At 28.1% G+C, this 17,080-nt stretch carries 17 protein-coding genes; 6 read left to right on the top strand and 11 right to left on the bottom strand.

From position 1 onward, the window contains the following. Positions 1-57: 57 nt before the first annotated feature. The 5 genes from KQI16_RS06120 to KQI16_RS06140 all read left to right on the top strand — a co-directional run bounded on the left by KQI16_RS06120 (position 58) and on the right by KQI16_RS06140 (position 5,435). Positions 58-1,152, top strand: a complete 1,095-nt coding sequence (locus KQI16_RS06120) for a GerAB/ArcD/ProY family transporter (RefSeq protein WP_216432808.1) — start codon at positions 58-60, stop codon at positions 1,150-1,152. Positions 1,153-1,309: 157 nt separating this feature from the next. After that, entirely contained in the window at positions 1,310-1,465 is a 156-nt protein-coding gene (locus KQI16_RS06125; protein WP_216432809.1) for a zinc-ribbon domain-containing protein, read from the top strand. 186 nt (positions 1,466-1,651) lie between these two features. Then, positions 1,652-2,665, top strand: coding sequence for a tryptophan--tRNA ligase (trpS, locus tag KQI16_RS06130; protein WP_216432810.1), 1,014 nt, complete (start codon positions 1,652-1,654; stop codon positions 2,663-2,665). Positions 2,666-2,758: 93 nt separating this feature from the next. Then, the gene (locus KQI16_RS06135; RefSeq protein ID WP_216432811.1) at positions 2,759-3,982 is read left to right on the top strand and encodes an O-antigen ligase family protein; all 1,224 of its coding nucleotides are present in this window, start codon (positions 2,759-2,761) and stop codon (positions 3,980-3,982) included. Positions 3,983-4,148: 166 nt separating this feature from the next. Further along, a complete protein-coding gene (locus tag KQI16_RS06140) occupies positions 4,149-5,435 on the top strand; it encodes an O-antigen ligase family protein (protein WP_216432812.1) in 1,287 nt (428 codons plus the stop codon). Here KQI16_RS06140 and lepB read toward each other — a convergent pair. From lepB to wecB, 11 genes are all read right to left on the bottom strand, one after another. Then, a complete protein-coding gene (gene lepB, locus KQI16_RS06145; protein ID WP_216432813.1) occupies positions 5,401-5,958 on the bottom strand; it encodes a signal peptidase I in 558 nt (185 codons plus the stop codon). The genes KQI16_RS06140 and lepB overlap by 35 nt on opposite strands. Positions 5,959-6,206: 248 nt before the next feature. Further along, positions 6,207-7,088 carry a UTP--glucose-1-phosphate uridylyltransferase GalU gene (galU, locus tag KQI16_RS06150; RefSeq protein ID WP_216432814.1) on the bottom strand — a complete coding sequence of 294 codons (882 nt, stop codon included), beginning with the start codon at positions 7,086-7,088 and terminating at the stop codon, positions 6,207-6,209. A 100-nt stretch (positions 7,089-7,188) separates the two neighbouring features. Further along, on the bottom strand, positions 7,189-8,079 hold the full coding sequence (locus KQI16_RS06155; RefSeq protein ID WP_216432815.1) for a UDP-3-O-(3-hydroxymyristoyl)glucosamine N-acyltransferase: 891 nt from the start codon (positions 8,077-8,079) through the stop codon (positions 7,189-7,191). A gap of 50 nt (positions 8,080-8,129) precedes the next feature. Then, positions 8,130-9,170 carry a hypothetical protein gene (locus tag KQI16_RS06160; protein WP_216432816.1) on the bottom strand — a complete coding sequence of 347 codons (1,041 nt, stop codon included), beginning with the start codon at positions 9,168-9,170 and terminating at the stop codon, positions 8,130-8,132. Next, a complete protein-coding gene (locus KQI16_RS06165; RefSeq protein WP_216432817.1) occupies positions 9,151-10,047 on the bottom strand; it encodes an ABC transporter ATP-binding protein in 897 nt (298 codons plus the stop codon). The genes KQI16_RS06160 and KQI16_RS06165 overlap by 20 nt, the downstream gene beginning before the upstream one ends. 26 nt (positions 10,048-10,073) lie before the next feature. Then, positions 10,074-10,664, bottom strand: a complete 591-nt coding sequence (locus KQI16_RS06170) for a hypothetical protein (protein ID WP_216432818.1) — start codon at positions 10,662-10,664, stop codon at positions 10,074-10,076. 76 nt (positions 10,665-10,740) lie between these two features. Continuing rightward, positions 10,741-11,859 (bottom strand): glycosyltransferase family 4 protein, encoded by a 1,119-nt coding sequence (locus KQI16_RS06175; protein ID WP_216432819.1) that lies wholly within the window; start codon positions 11,857-11,859, stop codon positions 10,741-10,743. A gap of 51 nt (positions 11,860-11,910) precedes the next feature. Beyond that, on the bottom strand, positions 11,911-12,993 hold the full coding sequence (locus KQI16_RS06180; RefSeq protein ID WP_216432820.1) for a Gfo/Idh/MocA family protein: 1,083 nt from the start codon (positions 12,991-12,993) through the stop codon (positions 11,911-11,913). Between the two features lie 13 nt (positions 12,994-13,006). Then, complete coding sequence (locus KQI16_RS06185) at positions 13,007-13,612, bottom strand: sugar transferase (protein WP_216432821.1); 606 nt, start codon at positions 13,610-13,612, stop codon at positions 13,007-13,009. Positions 13,613-13,644: 32 nt separating this feature from the next. After that, the gene (locus KQI16_RS06190) at positions 13,645-15,516 is read right to left on the bottom strand and encodes a nucleoside-diphosphate sugar epimerase/dehydratase (protein ID WP_216432822.1); all 1,872 of its coding nucleotides are present in this window, start codon (positions 15,514-15,516) and stop codon (positions 13,645-13,647) included. Positions 15,517-15,704: 188 nt separating this feature from the next. Beyond that, positions 15,705-16,766: a non-hydrolyzing UDP-N-acetylglucosamine 2-epimerase gene (wecB, locus tag KQI16_RS06195; protein ID WP_216432823.1), complete on the bottom strand. Its 1,062-nt coding sequence runs from the start codon at positions 16,764-16,766 to the stop codon at positions 15,705-15,707. Between the two features lie 120 nt (positions 16,767-16,886). On the opposite strand from wecB, the gene KQI16_RS12950 reads away from it, so the two are divergent. After that, the coding region (locus KQI16_RS12950; RefSeq protein WP_442861798.1) for an IS1/IS1595 family N-terminal zinc-binding domain-containing protein at positions 16,887-17,080 on the top strand (194 nt) is incomplete at its 3' end.

The following is a 17,080-nucleotide window of genomic DNA, read 5'->3' on the forward strand; positions in this document are numbered from 1 at the left end:
CCAAAATAAGAAAAGATAAATATTAGTGAAAAAAAGAACTAATTTGGAGGGTATTATATGAATAAAATTTCTAGCAAACACTTTATATTATTTATAATAGGAGCTACCCTTATATCCTTAAAAACTTATCCTTCTATATTTATAAATTTTGGGGGGAGAGATACCTGGCTGATAGCCATATTTGCCTGCATAATTTTTACTGCTTTCTTAACATATATAACAAATATCTCCCTAACAACTAATACTTTTGATATTAGGGATATTTTTATTCAAGCTGCTCCTAGATTTATAAGCATAATATTAATAGGCCTTTATACTATAGCCTTATTTATAAATGCCCTTGAAGCAGCTTCAGTAGAAATTAGTGCCTTGCATTCAACAATATTTATAGATACTCCTGTTTGGTATGCTTTAATTTTTTTTCTTTTTCCTTCTTTCTTTATTCTTAATAAGAATTTAAGAACAATATTAATATTCATACTTGTTAGTGTCTTTGCCTTAATAGTTAACGGAATTATATTTTTAATTTTGTCACAACCTTATAAAGAAGTAACTCAACTTCTGCCTATTTTAGGCACTGGATTTCCTAAAAACTACTACACCGCTTTATTTTCAATACTAGGAGCTCTTTCATGCTTTATGATTATTGCTCCATTTTTAAAATATGTAGTAGATCATGAAAACTTAAGAAAAAATAATCTCTATGCTGCTGCTATAATTTCTGTTTTTATAATATTATCCTTTATAGGAGTAATAACAGCTTTTGGACCTGAAAGAGGAAAAAACTTATTTTATCCTGAATTTGTAATTGGCCAAAGAATTAAACTAGGAGGCTTCATAGAATTTGGTGAATTGTTTTTTATAAATCAAACAGTAATAGGATTTTTTATTAAGTATATTTTATCTACCTATAGCATTTTAAACTTACATGCAAAATATATTAAGACAAAGCCGCTATTTATTGGAATATATTCCTTTATTATATTTGCTTTAGCCACCTTTATAGGGCAAAATAATTATATACTCTACTTTACATTAAAAAATATTCAACTTATGAATTTAGCTGTTTTCTTTATAATACCTCTAATAACTTATACTATTTATCTTATTAAATATAAGAACAACAGCAAAAGCACTAAATTTTCAGAATAATTTTTAAATTTATATTGTATTTTAAATATAATATGTTATAATAATCTTGAAAAAATGAAATGATTAGGAAAAATTGTATAGTTTCTTTCTTAAAATTCATAAAAAGGTAAGAAGTTATACTAATTTTTTGCCTATGAGTTTTAAGGAGGAATTTAAAATGGAAGATAAAAAAATAATTTGTAAAGATTGTGGAAAGGAATTTGTTTTCACAGTTGGAGAACAAGAATTCTACAAGGAAAAAGGATTCGATAACGAACCAGTAAGATGTTATAAATGTAGAAAAGCTAGAAAAACACAATACAACAGAAAATAATCTGTTTTAATAGCTAACCCTTTTGGGTTAGTTTTTTTATTTTCTATGTGGGGGACTGACACCGTTACATTTTTGGGAAGTAACTCTCCCCTGTTTAGCCTTATTGACATAAAAATTTTGGAATTTTATAATAAAAAGTATAATTGTTCCTATTATAAGGTGCACAAATGAAAGGAGTGCTTTAACTTGGAAAACAATACTGAAAGCAAAAAGGTTATTTTTAGTGGAATACAACCTTCTGGAAATCCTACCATAGGAAATTATTTAGGGGCATTAAAAAATTGGGTTAAACTTCAAGATGAATTTGATTGTTACTTTTGTATAGTTGACTTACATGCAATAACAGTTAAACAAGTACCAAAGGAATTAAGAGAAAAAACTTTAGAAATGCTAGCTATTTATTTAGCTGCTGGAATAGATCCTGAAAAGAATACTATTTTTATTCAATCTCATGTACCAGCTCATTCTGAAGCAGCTTGGTTATTAACATGTAATTCCTATATGGGTGAATTAAGTAGAATGACACAATATAAAGATAAATCTAAAAAATATGGAGATAACGATTCTATAGGGGCTGGACTATTTGTTTATCCAGTACTTATGGCCGCTGATATATTATTATATAACACAGACCTTGTTCCAGTAGGCCAAGATCAAAAACAGCATCTTGAACTAGCTAGAGATCTTGCAAATAGGTTTAATAATGCTTACAGCCCAACTTTCAAAGTTCCTGAACCATATATTCAAAAGGCTGGAGCTAAAATAATGAGCTTACAAGATCCTACTAAGAAAATGTCTAAATCAGATGAAAATGCAAACGCTTATATTTTAATTATGGACCCACCTGAAGTTATAAGAAAAAAAGTTTCTAGAGCAGTTACAGACAGCCTGGGAGTAGTTAATTACTCTGATGAACAGCCAGGAGTTAAAAATTTGCTAAATATTCTTATAGCTATTAAGGGTTCAACTCCTGAAGAACTTGTAGAATATTATAAAGGTAAAGGCTATGCTGAATTAAAGAAAGACGTTGCTGATGCTATTATTGGAGAGCTTGAGCCGATACAAACAAGGGTTAAAGAACTTCTTAAAGATAAGGCCTACCTTGAAAGCATTTATAAAAAAGGTGCAGAAAAGGCAAACTATGTTTCAATGAAAATTTTAAGAAAAATGCAAAAGAAAATTGGATTTATTCCAAGATAATCTATGTATAAAGTTTTATATTATAATTAAAAGAACTTTTTCATCATTAATAAAAAGTTCTTTTATATTTTTATTAAGTATGAGGTATAGAATATGAAAATATATAAAAAATTATTAACCATTTTAATATTAGCTTTTGTAATACTTTATCCTATTCTTCCAAGTTATGGACTTTTAAGTTCAGATTCAATACTTTTTCTTCTATTATTAATTCAAGTTACTGCTTTTATTTTTCTGCCAGCTGAAAGAAAATCTATTATTAATGTATTTAAAAATTTAAAAAAAGATAAAATTTTTCTTTCATTAATAATATTAAACATTGTTATGTATTTATCTACTATAGTGGCAGTATATTTAGAAATAACGATTAAAGGCAGTATTAGATTTTCAATGTTTGTATTTATTTATTACAATATTGCATATAACTTAAAAGGAAAAAAAGAATTTAATGCCTTATTAGCTTCATTTATAGGGATAGCATTGTTATCTAGTATTTTTTCAATATATCAACTAATACAAAATTTATTTTATAACACTGGAGTTAATGAGGAACATAGGATAGCTTCTTTCTTAGAAAACTCTAATAATCTTGGTGCCTATAGCATCTTTGCTATATTTATTGTAATAATGTTGCTTATAAATGCTAAGAATAAATCACAAAAGATCTTTCTTTCTATTTGTTCTATTTTGCTTATACTAAATATAATATTATCTCAATCTAGAAATGCTTTATTAGCATTAGTATTAGGTTTGTTTTTATTATCACTAATATATAATAAAAAATTAATAATACCATCATTCTTAATTGCTATACTTTTACTTCTAATTCCAGAAAGCCAAAAAAGACTAATGAGTATATTAGACTTTAGTCAAAATAGCAGTAGAATAAAAATCTGGGAAACAACTTATTTTATGATACATGATAAGCCATTATGGGGAATAGGTTATGATAACTATTATAAAATTTATCCTAGTTATATAAAATATACTCCAAGGTTAATGATACACGAAAGTTATGAAGCTCTTCATCCCCACAATGTACTATTAAAATTCCATACAGAATTAGGGATTTTAGGTACTATAGCTTTCATACTTTTTATAATTTTAACTATTACTAATATATATAAAAATATAAAACGTTCAAATGACACTAAAATGAAATCTATTTATATTGCAATAATAGTTGCTTTCATATCATTCCTATTTATGAATATGATAGATTGCTTTTATAATTCTTTAAAGGTTATGATAACCATGTTTATTGTTTTAGGAATGGCAAATTATCATTTAAATAATAATGTAAAAAAATTTAATTAACTAAAGTTATATAAATTTTATCCATATATAACTTAGTTGACATTATACTTTTTTAAATTTATAATTAATGTTATGTTTATTATATTAACTTGTGTTATATTTTAAAATGAATAAATTTGGTATAGGAAATTCATTAGAATTTCCTATTATTTTGAAGTGAGGTCATATGATTAAATTATATAAGAATTTATTAAATACATTAATAATAATTTTTGTCACTTTGTATCCAGTTTTACCCAGTTATGGTGATAAAAATCCAGATAAAATACTACATTTAATTTTTATTGTACAAGCTCTAGGTATAATTTTTATTCCTTTAGAAAGAAAATATTATTTTAATGTTATGAAAAATATTAAAGAAGATAAAATTTTTCTTTCTTTATTATTACTAAATATTTTAATGTATTCCTCTAGTTTTATTTCTGTTGATAGCGATGCTACCCTTAAAGCTAGTTTAAAGTTTTCTTTGTATATTTGGATTTATTATAATATAGTCTATAATTTAAGGGGAAAAAATATATTTAAGATATTATTAACCTCTTTTGTAGGTGTTGCTGCAATTTCTAGTATTTTTTCTATATATCAGACATATGAAAATCTTCATATTAACAAGCATATAAATGCTGAAAATAGAATTTCTTCATTTTTAGAAAATTCAAATATACTAGGCTTATATGCTGTATCAGCCCTATTTATAGTAATAATGCTGTTTTTAAACAGTAAAAAGAACTATCAAAAAGTATGCTTCTCAATTTGTTCGCTTTTACTTATTATAAATATTATATTATCGCAATCTAGAAATGCTTTAATAGCATTAATATTAGGAAGTATACTTTTATCATTGATCTATAATAAAAAACTAATATTACCAACAGCTATAACATTAGGGACTTTAATAATATTGCCTATTAGCAGGACTAGAATAATAGATATTCTAAGTACTAATCAAAATATTAGTAGAATAAAAATATGGAAAATAACTAATTTTATAATAAAAGATAATCTCCTATTTGGTATAGGCTATGATGGATATTCAGCTGTTTATCCTGATTATGCAAATAATTATAAAGATTTAATGATACGTGATGACTATATGGCTTATCATCCTCATAATGTATTTTTAAAATTTCAAAGTGAGTTAGGTATTCTTGGAACAATATTATTAGTACTTTTCTTTTCATTAACTTTATATAACTTTTATAAAAATATAAAACTATTTAAAAACTCTAATAAACAAGCAATTATAGTTGGGACAGCAGTTTCATTTTTATGCTTTATTTTTATGAATATGGTGGACAGTTATTTTAATTCACCTAAGGCTATAATGACATTATGCTTAATTTTAGGAATATCAAACTTTTATTCAAATAAAAAAGTTAAAGAACCATTTGAAAAATACTTTTCAAATGGTTCTTTTGTTACATCAGCTCAAAATCAGACAGGCTATATATAATTTTTCCTAAAACACTTTTTTTATAATTTATTACTCCTATATTAGGATTTCTTGAATCGGAAGAATGATTTCTATTATCTCCCATAACAAAGATTTCATCTTCATTTAAAAGTATATCTATATCATATTTACCACTAACTACCTCTTCATCATTTATATATTTCTCTTCTATTAATTCTTCATTTATATATACTTTACTATCTTTTATAACAACATGATCTCCAGGAGCACCTATTACCCTTTTAACAATAGTTTCTGGCTTAAAGCTGTCATTTACTTTTATTATTACTATATCCTTATATTTAGGTACTTTTCTAACATAGGCTTTCTTATATAAAATCAAAATTTCTCCATCTTCTAAAGTTTTTCTCATTGAATTTCCTACAACTATTACTGGAACAAAAAATCTTGATATCATTAATAAAATTATAAAGGTTATTAGTACTATTTGGGATATCTCTCTTAATGATAATTTTGTAAAAAAATCTTCTAGACTCCTATTAATTCTTTTTAACTCCAACATTATATTCCCTTTTAAAGCAAATTTCTATCTGATATATAATATGCCAAGAAAAAAGCTAGTGATAAAATTTGCTGTAAAATGTAATAGCTTGTAATTCAAAATATTAAAAAAGATATTATATGAGCCCCTCATATAATATTCTCCTTGATTGCGCCATTTTAAATTGTGATTTAATTAAAAAAGAGCTCATATGACTAATTCATATAAACTCTTCCTCAATTATCGATTGTCAATTGAGCTAAAGAAATCTATTTCTTTATTTCTTTATCCCAATCTCTATTTGCTAAATAGTTCATAAATGTTTCTCTTAATTCTTCTCTCTTTAAGGCAAATTCAACTGTTGCTTGTAAGAAACCAAATTTATCTCCAACATCATATCTCTTTCCTTCAAAATTATAAGCATACATAGCTTCTTGGGAAATTAATGTTTGAAGGGCATCTGTAAGCTGAATTTCTCCTCCCTTACCTGGCTTAGTTTGTTCTAATATATTAAAGATTTGTGGTGTTATAATATATCTTCCTAAAATAGCCACATTGCTTGGAGCTTCTTCTAAAGCTGGCTTTTCAACTAGATTTTTAACCTTATATACTCTATCTTCTATATGAATCCCGTCAACGATTCCATATTTGTTTACATCATCTTTTGGTACAGTTTGAACTCCTAATATTGATGTTTTATATTCATTGTAGCAGTCCATCAATTGCTTTAGGCAAGGAACTTCTGAATCTACAACATCATCACCTAGTAAAACTGCAAAAGGCTCATTTCCTACAAAGGCCCTTGCACATAGTATTGCATGGCCTAAGCCTCTTGGTTCCTTTTGTCTAATATAATGTATATCTGCTATATTAGATATTTCCCTTACCATTTCAAGCATTTCTTCCTTATTGCTTTTTTCTAATTCTAATTCTAATTCAACAGATCTGTCGAAATGATCTTCTATACATTTTTTATTTCTTCCAGTTACAATAAGAATTTCCTCAATTCCAGATGCTACGGCCTCTTCAATAATATATTGAATTGTTGGCTTATCAACTATTGGAAGCATTTCCTTTGGCTGAGCCTTAGTTGCTGGCAAAAATCTAGTTCCTAATCCAGCTGCCGGTATAATAGCTTTTCTAACTTTCATTATTATCCCTCTCATTCAAATTATTTTACATAATTGTCATTATTTATTATATCACTAATTTATATAGACTTACAAATTTAATAATATTTTATTGTAAAATCTATCTAATTGTTTTTATAAAGTCTATAAATTTATCATGATTTATTGCAAAATTACCCGAAACCCTTGCTCCATCTTCTAAATTCTTTGTTACAACAGCTCCCAAGCTTATGCTTACTTTATTACCTAAAGTTAAGCCATTTGATATTACAGCTCCAAGGCCTACCCAAGAATCATCACCAATTACTGTTCTGCCTCCAAAAGTTGTTCTTGAGGCAATTAAACATCTTCTTCCTATCTTAACTCCATGTTCTATATGTACCAAGTTATCCAATTTAGAATAATCCCCTATAATAGTATTATCCCAGCTATAAAGGGCCTTATCTATGCAGGCATTATATTGAATTTCAACGTTATTTCCTATTATGACACCTCCACAGTGGTTAACATTCATAATTATCCCATCAATCCTTTTATATTCATAACCTTCTCCACCTATGACTACTCCTGCTCTAATTATTGAATTATTTCCTATAACAGTATTTTCTCTTATAACAACAAATTCTTCTATTTTGACATTATTACCTATTTTAACATTTTTCTTACTTATAGAAGCTAAATTACTTATTTCACAGTTTTCTCCTATTACTGTATCAAAATCCTTTCTTTTATAATCTTCCATAGTAGAAAGCTTATTATGCAGCTTAAAATAATCCATTCTAGGATTTTCTGAAATTAATATTCCATAACTATCTTTAAGCTTTTCTCCTAGCTCCCTTGTAGTTATTAAACATTTTATATTTTTCCCTAAACCCTTAGTATACTTTTCACTTTCAATAAAAGAAAGAAGATCCTCATCACATTTAGATACAGCAAGACCTAGTGATGAAAAACTCCCTTCATTTAACAGTTCAACATTATCAATCAAATTTACAACTTCACTTAATAACATAATCCATCCTCCTTATGGGGTCTGACCCCATTACATTTTTGGGAATGGGGTCAGACCCCATTTTTTCTCATTTTTAATAAATAAGAAGAAATAAAAGAAAAAATTATCACTATTAATAACTTAACAGCAAATAACATATTAGCATTTAAAGTATAAGAAAAATAAAATTCATTTATTAATTTACTAAGAAATGGAGCTAAAACCAATCCTGAGAAAGTTATTAGCATAAATTTAAATGCCTTTTTAGGGAATTTCATTAGTATCCCCTCATTCATGTTTTCAACAAACATATTCTTGGTTAATCCTTTACTGATTATAATTAATATTATTCCAATAACAAATAAAGCTGCTGATATTCCTTGTACCCTTAAAATAATAGTTGCTCTATCTAAATTACCTGCATGATCCCCATAAAAATAGTAACCCTCAAGGTATTGCTGTATATTTTCTATAATTATGTTAAAGGCCCTGTTAGCATAAGTATACATAGTAATATAGCCCTCTAAATTTATAAGAAGCGTAAAAAGATAGGACAGTATAAATATCATGGAACCAAATACAAAATACAAATTAGAAAAAAAGCAGTCAAGTAAGGCCAGGCATCCTATAATTAGTATTGAAATACATATAATTCTAATAATATCCAATAAAAAGCTAGTTCCAAAGTTGCCAATATAATAAAGCACTTCATAATTTAAATATACATTTTGTATAACTGAAATAATATAAGAAAATAAGAAAACTAAAAAGGAAATTATCATCAAGGTAAATTCTCTTTTTCTTATATCAAGCTTTGAGAAAGGTCCACTTAAAAATAATGACCACTTTTTCCTCTTATGAAGTCCCACAATAATTGAATAGCAAATCATTAAATAAACAGTAAGTAAAAGTATTGCCCCACCTGTAATGATAAATTCAATCCCCTGACTATAATTATTTAAATTGTATAATTTATTTATGATATTATAATTAAAATAATCATCAACTATGCTTTTATTAAGAAAAAAGGCTATAAGATATACTACGCATAAAAATACTATTATTTTTGAATCTCCTTGGTACAAAAGACTTTTATTTAAATATTTTCTCATATTCCTTTTCCTTTCCAAGCTTATAAATAAAAATTTCCTCTAAGTTTAAATCAATTTCTTCAATGAATAATGGTTCATATTGTTGCAGACTTTTTATAAATTTATCATCATATTTTTCTGTAATAATAGTAAATACCCTGCCAACATTATCTATAGTTATTATTCCTTGGCAAGCTAAGTCCTCTTCATAAATTGGCTTATCAAAGGCTACTTGAATCTTCTTAATATTCTCCTTCATATTATTTAAAGTATTATAATAATCTACCTTACCATTATTAATTATTAATATTTCATCGCATACTTCCTCTAAGTCCCTTAGATTATGTGATGTTATTATTGCTGACTTTTCCCCGCTGCTTACCTCTTCCCTAACTAGATTTAATACAGCCTTTTTTAAGATTGGATCAAGACCAGAAGTAGGCTCATCCAAAACTAATAAACTGGCATCTAAGGAAAAAGCTATCATTATGCTTACTCTCATTTTCATCCCCTTTGAAAGCTGCATAAATCTTTTATTTAAAGGTATTTTAAAAACCTTATTTATCTTATAAAATCTTTCTTCACTAAAGGAGCTATATATACTCTTATAAAAGTTAACTATCTCCTTTATTGTGATTAAATAAAAACTAGGCTGTTCATCTGGGACATAAGCTATATTCCTTTTTACTTCAGCATTATCATAAACCTGCCTGCCAAAAAGCCTTATGCTGCTCTCCTTTGATTCATATATTCCAACTATCGCCTTAACCAAAGAAGTCTTGCCACAGCCGCTTGGTCCAATAATTCCAAGTATCTTACCTTTTCCTAAGGAAAAACTTATGTCTTCTAAAACTAGATTTTCTCCGTATTTAAAAGAATAATTTACTACTTCTAGCATTAGCTCCCTCCCCTCCTTAAAGCAAGCTAGTCTGAATATATTTCCTGATAATAATCAACTACATATCCTTCCCCTTCGTCTATTATAACTAAGTAAAAAGAGCTTTTTTCTAAATCCACTGCATCACTAATATTGTCATTATTAGCAAGGGTTCCATTATCATTAATCATTTCCACATCTACAACTTGATTATTATAGCTGGAATTTCCGTCTAATTTATAATACTTTATATCCCTTGCCCTTTTATAATTAGGTATTTTTTCAAGGCTGATTTCATACAGTTCCTTAATTGCTTCATCCTCTATTTCTACTAAATCATAACTATAAAATGTAGGTATGTATCCATTAATAAACCTTGCATCATTTCTATTTCTTATATATAATCTATATCTTCTTGATAAGCTTTCTAAAAACTTAGCAGGAGCCATATTAATATAAGTTCCCTTATTGCCAACCCTTTCATAGGCATTAGCATAACCTATAAAGCTTGAGATGGCTTCCTCAGGACTACTAAAGCTTACTTCCTTTTCATAAATTTTAGTCTTTCTAGAAAAGGTGCTTAATATTAAAAAAACTATCATAAGGCTTATTATAGAATAAATTGTTGATTTCTTCATAAGTCCTCCTATAAAAAAAACAATTAATATTTCCTTAATTATCCCATTAGTTCTCAAATATGTATTAATATTGTAATTAGTTAGCTAATATTTTTTCATACAAATCTATTAGTTTTTTCTCTTCTGTATCCCAACAGAAGTTATTCATAAATATTTCTCTATTTTTATGTCCGATTAATTTAGCTTTTTCTTTATTATTAATAAAATATTCTATTGCTTTAGATATTACATTAATATCTAAGGGATTAACATAGATTCCTACATCACCAAACAATCTTCCCCAATATTGAAAGTCAGAAAGTATTATGGGTATTTCACAGGCCATATATTCTATTACTTTAGTTGGTATAGACTGTTTATAATTAGGAGTAGGATGTAGGATACTCATTCCTACATCTGCAGCCTTAACATACTTATATAAATCCTTTGCTTCCATTTGCCCAAAGTACTTTGTATTTTTATATCCATCTAGACTTTCACATTCTTTTCTTAATTCTTCAGATTCCCAACTACCAATTAACCAAAGTTTAACTTTTCCATTAAAAGCTTCTGTTACTCTAATCATTTCTTTAATTCCTCTGATTTTGGTAATAGCTCCTATATATATTAAAATGAAATCATCTCGATTGTCCTTATTTTCTAGTGGATTACTTTTATCTATCATATCCCTAATAGCATAATTTTTAACACTAATTACATTTTTATTACTTTTCTTAAAATCATCTATTAATTCATCTAATATTGTTACAACTGCACTAAATCCCTTACATTTAGATTTTTCATATTTATTAAAAATAACAGATATCATTTTTCTAAACCAATTGGGGCCTAAATAACTCTTAGATAAAATTTGCTTAGGAACATCTTCATGTACATCATAAATAACCTTTTTACCTTTTTTAGCCAACTTACTTCCAATTGGTATTAGTTCTGGGTCATGAAAATGATATATATCTGCATTTATTTCTAGAGCTTTCTTATATGCTTCAATTCTGCTATAAATAATTCTGCCTATCCTTCCACTTCTTTTAGCCAGTGGTATTATATTTACACCATCAACTGTTTTTTTTCTATCTGAAGAAACTATTAATGATACATCATACCCTGCCTTGCTAATACTTCTACATTGTTTATAAAATATTCTATTATCATTTTCATTATGCACAGTTGAAATATGGCATATTTTTTTCTTCATTCAACCACCTTACCCATTACACTTGCTGTACTAGCTTTTTAAATATAATAATTACTTCATATCAGAGCTTGAAAAGTTATTTAGTGGAAAATTCACAGGCATACCAGTTTTTCTTGATTTATATGCTGCTAATATTATTGATAATGGAACTATACCATCTTCCCCGCTTATATAAGGCTTTCTATCCTTATTAATAGCATCTATTACATCCTTAAATAAAGGTGTATGTCCCTTTCCATAAACATTTTCTATTTCAACTTGAAGGTCTCTCTTAGCTGCTTCTTCATCCTCACCTTCAAATCTCCAAGTCTTAAGCTCATTAACTGCAAGACCTCCAACAACAACAGTTCCCTCAGTTCCAAATATGCTTAAAGTCTCTTCTAAATTCTTTGGATAAACCACTGCACTTCCTTCAATAATTCCAATAGCTCCATTTTTAAATCTAACTACTACAGCTCCAAAATCTTCTCCTTCAATGTTATTTCTGAAGGTATCACATTCAGCATAAACTCTTTCAACTTCAGATCCAATCATCCATTGTAATAAATCAATGTTGTGAATACATTGATTCATTAATGTACCGCCATCTAAATCCCAAGTTCCTCTCCAAGGGGCTTGTTTATAATAATTTTCATCTCTTCTCCAAAGAATTCTTGCAGTTCCATTCATTATTCTACCAAACTTGCCTTCTTCTACTGCAGTTCTTAACTTCTGAATTGGCTTATTAAATCTGTTTTGATGACACACAGATAATTTAACATTATTCTTCTTTGCAGTTTCTATCATCTTATTAGCATCATCAATAGATAAAGCCATTGGCTTTTCCACTAATACGTGCTTTCCCTTATTCATACAGTAAATTGCAATTTCTGCATGATAGCCGCTTTCTGTAGCAATAGTTACAACATCTATATCTTCTTTTTCCAGCATTTCCTTGTAGTCAGTGTATGTAGAAACTTTTAAGGAATCATCCTTCATCTTTGTTAAATACTCTTCCTTTTTAGCTTCTGCTAATTCTAACTTTATGTCACAAGCAGCTACAAGTTCAGCTTCATCTTTATTTTCAACTAATGCCTCTACATGCTTATAAGATATTCTTCCACAGCCTATTATTGCAAACTTAAGTTTTTTCATATCAACTACCACCTTATATACATTTTATTATTGTTTTAATTATTAAATAGATATCATAGAAGACATTACTCTTCTCAATATATTCTAAATTTAATTTAAGCTTATCCTTCATAATAACCTTTATATAATATTCTTCAGGATTTTCAACCTTACCTAGTATATCATTTTCATCCCTATATCTAATTGAGGCTAAATCTGTTATACCAGGCCTAACTTCTAAAACTCTTCTTTCTTCTTCTGTATAAAGCTCAACATACTTTGGAACTTCTGGTCTAGGACCAACTAAGCTCATATCACCCTTTAACACATTAAAAAGTTGAGGAAGCTCATCTATTTTATATTTTCTTAAAAAGGCCCCAACCCTTGTAATTCTGTTATCTTTTCCAACTGTAATCTGCGCCCCCAGCTTTTCAGCATTAGTAACCATAGTTCTGAACTTATAAATATTAAAAGGCTTGCCATCTTTACCAATTCTTTTTTGAAGAAATAGCACACTTCCTTCAGAATCCAGCTTTATGCTTATTGCTACAATTAAAAGTATTGGTGATATTATTATTATCCCAATTAAAGATACTATAATATCGAATATTCTTTTTATTGCCCTATTAATTTTACTCATTTTTTTACCTCTTAAATTTAATATTCTTAACTTTATTCAGTTATTGCTACCTCATTTACTTCACTGGGTTCTTTGTAAGTAGGAACTATCTGCTTCATTTTCATCTTAACAACTTCATTATCTTCTTCTTTTAAAACCCCTTCTAGTTCTTTTAACTTCCTATTTAAACTATCTATATTTTCAAAAGTAGGTCTTCCTATATATATCTTTTTATGCTTAGTAGCCTTTAATCCCTCTTCACTCATTAAAAGCTCCTCATATAACTTTTCTCCTGGTCTTAAGCCGGTTATTTTAATTTGAATATCTTCTCCTGGTTCAAAACCAGAAAGTTTTATAAGATCTTTTGCTAAATCATATATTCTTACTGGCTTACCCATATCTAAAACAAATATTTCTCCACCCTTAGCATAAGCTCCAGCTTGAAGAACAAGCTGTGCAGCTTCAGGAATAAGCATAAAATATCTTGTAATATTTTTATGTGTAACTGTAACTGGTCCACCTTCTTGAATTTGCTTCTTAAATAATGGAATTACAGAACCATTACTTCCAAGAACATTACCAAATCTTACTGCAACAAAGTCAGTCTTGCTTACAGTATTATAGGCTTGAATTATCATTTCACATAGCCTCTTAGTAGCACCCATAATATTAGTTGGATTTACTGCCTTATCTGTAGATATTAAAACAAATCTTTCCACACTAAATTCATCAGCAGTTTGAACCAAGTTTAAAGTACCAAAAACATTATTTTTTATTGCTTCCTTTGGACTATCTTCCATTAAAGGTACATGCTTATGGGCTGCTGCATGGAATACTACCTCTATCTTATTGTTTTTAAATATTTCTTCTAATCTTTCCTTATCCCTTATAGAGCCTATAAGAACTTCCATGTTTAAATCTGTAAAATGAGTCCTTAATTCATTTTGTATATCATACACTGAATTTTCATAAATATCAAAAAGCACTAACTTTTTAGGACCATATTTTGCAATCTGCCTGCATAATTCCGAGCCAATTGAACCTCCTGCTCCTGTAACTAAAACCACCCTATTATTTAAATAATTAGAAATTCCTTCATCATCTAATACAACTGGCTCCCTTCCTAATAAGTCTTCCAGGTCCACATCTTTTATTCTGCTAACAGTAGCTTTTCCAGATATAATCTCATAAATACCAGGTATTATTTTAATTTTACAATTTGTTTTCTTGCATATTTCTAATATTTCCTTCTTATTTTTGCTATCAATAGATGGAATTGCAATTAAAATTATATCTATTTCCTTTTCAATTGCCAGCCTAACTATGTCCTTCCTCTTTCCTTCTACCTTAACTCCGCTGATTCTCTTGCCCTGCTTATAATCATCATCATCTACTAGAACTATTGGATTTAGCTTAAGATTTCTTCTAGCCAGCATTTCATTAATTATCATAGTTCCAGCAGAACCGGCTCCAACAATCATAACCCTCTGCTGATCCTTAGCATACTTATAAGGTGCATATAATAAGGATCTTCTATAAACTCTAAATAAAACCCTATATCCTAATACAAAAATGCAGGACATCATAGTTCCAATAACACAGACATTTAAAGGAATAGTTGCCCCAACTGCTGTAATATTAGGAGAAAGCCTTGTATATAAAATAACTAAAGAACCTGACAGAATACCTCCACCAGCTCCAAGTAAAAATTCATCTGTTCCAGTTAAGTCCCATAAAGAATTATATAGCTTAAAAAAGTAAAAGCATATTGTATATATTATAGTTACAACTATCACATTTTTTTGATATATAGTAGCAATTTCTGTAAACTTCTCATAAAAGGTAATATTTATAGCCAATAAATATGCCATATTTACTAAAAAAGCATCTATTACTAATAACAAAAATGTTTTTAGCTTATTCATATTTTCGTCTCCTAACATTTATCCTAGCTCTTATTATTCTTATAAAAGTCATAATTATTATACTACTAATAGCAATTAATTGTCTACAAATCAAATTTTATTAATAATTCTGTAATATATTAAAATAATTTATCCCAGTAAAGCCCCTTACTTTCCTTACTGGGATATTCTTATTCGAACTTTAATATTTATTTTATATATCTATTTATAAGCTCTACTATTTTTTCTGAAGCTTTTCCATCACCAAATATATATGGTTGTTCATTATTAGGCTTAAAATTATTTATTGCTTCTAGAATTTTATCTTTATTAGTTCCAACTATTACATTCCAGCCAACCTCTACAGTTTCTACCCACTCTGTTTCATCTCTCATTGTGACACATGGTTTTCCCATAAAATAGGCTTCTTTTTGAACTCCACCACTATCAGTTACAATCATTTTTGAATTAGCTTCTAACATTAGCATTTCTAAGTATCCAACTGGATCAATTACTTTTATATTTTCATTTAATATTAATTTGTAATCATTAATAAATTTTTTGGTTCTAGGATGTAATGGTAAAATAATTTTTTCTTTTGATTCGTTTAAAGCTTCAATAATATTTTTAAGCCTTTTTATATCATTTGTATTTTCAGCTCTATGTATTGTAGTTAAAATATATTCATTTTCTTTAACATTAAGTTTATCTAATAAAGATGCCTTTGCTTTTGCCCTTTCTTTAAACATAAGAACTGCATCATACATAACATCCCCTATATTATAAACTCCTTCTACTATGCCTTCCTTTTCTAAGTTCTTTTCAGCATCCTTAGTCGGAACTAATAATAACTTTGATATATGATCAGTTAGTATTCTATTTTGCTCCTCAGGCATAGACTTATTGAAACTTCTTAACCCAGCTTCAACATGAATAACTGGAATTAATAACTTACTAGCTGCTAAAGCTCCTGCTAAGGTTGAGTTAGTATCTCCATAAACTAAAACACAGTCTGGTTTTTCCTTTAAATATATCTCCTCAAGTTTCTCAAGCATTTTACCTGTCATTGCTCCATGACTTCCTGATCCTATTTTAAGGTTATAATCAGGTAAAGGAATTCCTAATTCCTCAAAGAAAACTTTAGACATATTATCATCATAATGTTGCCCTGTATGTATTAAAACTTCATTAAATGCTTTTCTCAATTCTTTTGAAACTGGAGCTGCTTTTATAAACTGTGGTCTTGCTCCTACTACTGTTATAATCTTCATACTCAACCTCCGATAAATTACTAAAGTTCTGTTAAGTTATATGATATTTGAATTTCATCCCTCCTTAGAGTATCTTAAATATAGCAACACCAAAAATACCTCCGAAGGAGAGATGAAATTATGTGCAAATTATTGAATAAAATTTCATGTCCAAGATGCCATAGTCAAAATCTCTATCGCTTTGGAAAAGACAAAGCAGGTAATCAAAAATATCAATGTAAAGACTGTAGACGTCAGTTTACTTTTGAAGATTGTAGGGGTAAGAAAAATCGTATATTGAGAGGATATCCTCGTTGTCCTGTTTGTGGTAATGG

Source organism: Caproiciproducens sp. MSJ-32, from assembly GCF_018918055.1.
GTDB lineage: Bacteria > Bacillota > Clostridia > Clostridiales > Clostridiaceae > Clostridium.

Excerpts from the sequence above, each read along its gene's own strand:
- KQI16_RS06175 (WP_216432819.1), bottom strand. The coding sequence starts at position 11,859 with ATGAAGAAAAAAATATGCCATATTTCAACTGTGCATAATGAAAATGAT.
- KQI16_RS06120 (WP_216432808.1), top strand. The coding sequence starts at position 58 with ATGAATAAAATTTCTAGCAAACACTTTATATTATTTATAATAGGAGCT.
- KQI16_RS06165 (WP_216432817.1), bottom strand. The coding sequence starts at position 10,047 with ATGCTAGAAGTAGTAAATTATTCTTTTAAATACGGAGAAAATCTAGTT.
- KQI16_RS06170 (WP_216432818.1), bottom strand. The coding sequence starts at position 10,664 with ATGAAGAAATCAACAATTTATTCTATAATAAGCCTTATGATAGTTTTT.
- KQI16_RS06140 (WP_216432812.1), top strand. The coding sequence starts at position 4,149 with ATGATTAAATTATATAAGAATTTATTAAATACATTAATAATAATTTTT.
- KQI16_RS06180 (WP_216432820.1), bottom strand. The coding sequence starts at position 12,993 with ATGAAAAAACTTAAGTTTGCAATAATAGGCTGTGGAAGAATATCTTAT.
- KQI16_RS06125 (WP_216432809.1), top strand. The coding sequence starts at position 1,310 with ATGGAAGATAAAAAAATAATTTGTAAAGATTGTGGAAAGGAATTTGTT.
- KQI16_RS06160 (WP_216432816.1), bottom strand. The coding sequence starts at position 9,170 with ATGAGAAAATATTTAAATAAAAGTCTTTTGTACCAAGGAGATTCAAAA.
- galU (WP_216432814.1), bottom strand. The coding sequence starts at position 7,088 with ATGAAAGTTAGAAAAGCTATTATACCGGCAGCTGGATTAGGAACTAGA.
- lepB (WP_216432813.1), bottom strand. The coding sequence starts at position 5,958 with ATGTTGGAGTTAAAAAGAATTAATAGGAGTCTAGAAGATTTTTTTACA.
- KQI16_RS06155 (WP_216432815.1), bottom strand. The coding sequence starts at position 8,079 with ATGTTATTAAGTGAAGTTGTAAATTTGATTGATAATGTTGAACTGTTA.
- KQI16_RS06190 (WP_216432822.1), bottom strand. The coding sequence starts at position 15,516 with ATGAATAAGCTAAAAACATTTTTGTTATTAGTAATAGATGCTTTTTTA.
- wecB (WP_216432823.1), bottom strand. The coding sequence starts at position 16,766 with ATGAAGATTATAACAGTAGTAGGAGCAAGACCACAGTTTATAAAAGCA.
- KQI16_RS06135 (WP_216432811.1), top strand. The coding sequence starts at position 2,759 with ATGAAAATATATAAAAAATTATTAACCATTTTAATATTAGCTTTTGTA.
- KQI16_RS06185 (WP_216432821.1), bottom strand. The coding sequence starts at position 13,612 with ATGAGTAAAATTAATAGGGCAATAAAAAGAATATTCGATATTATAGTA.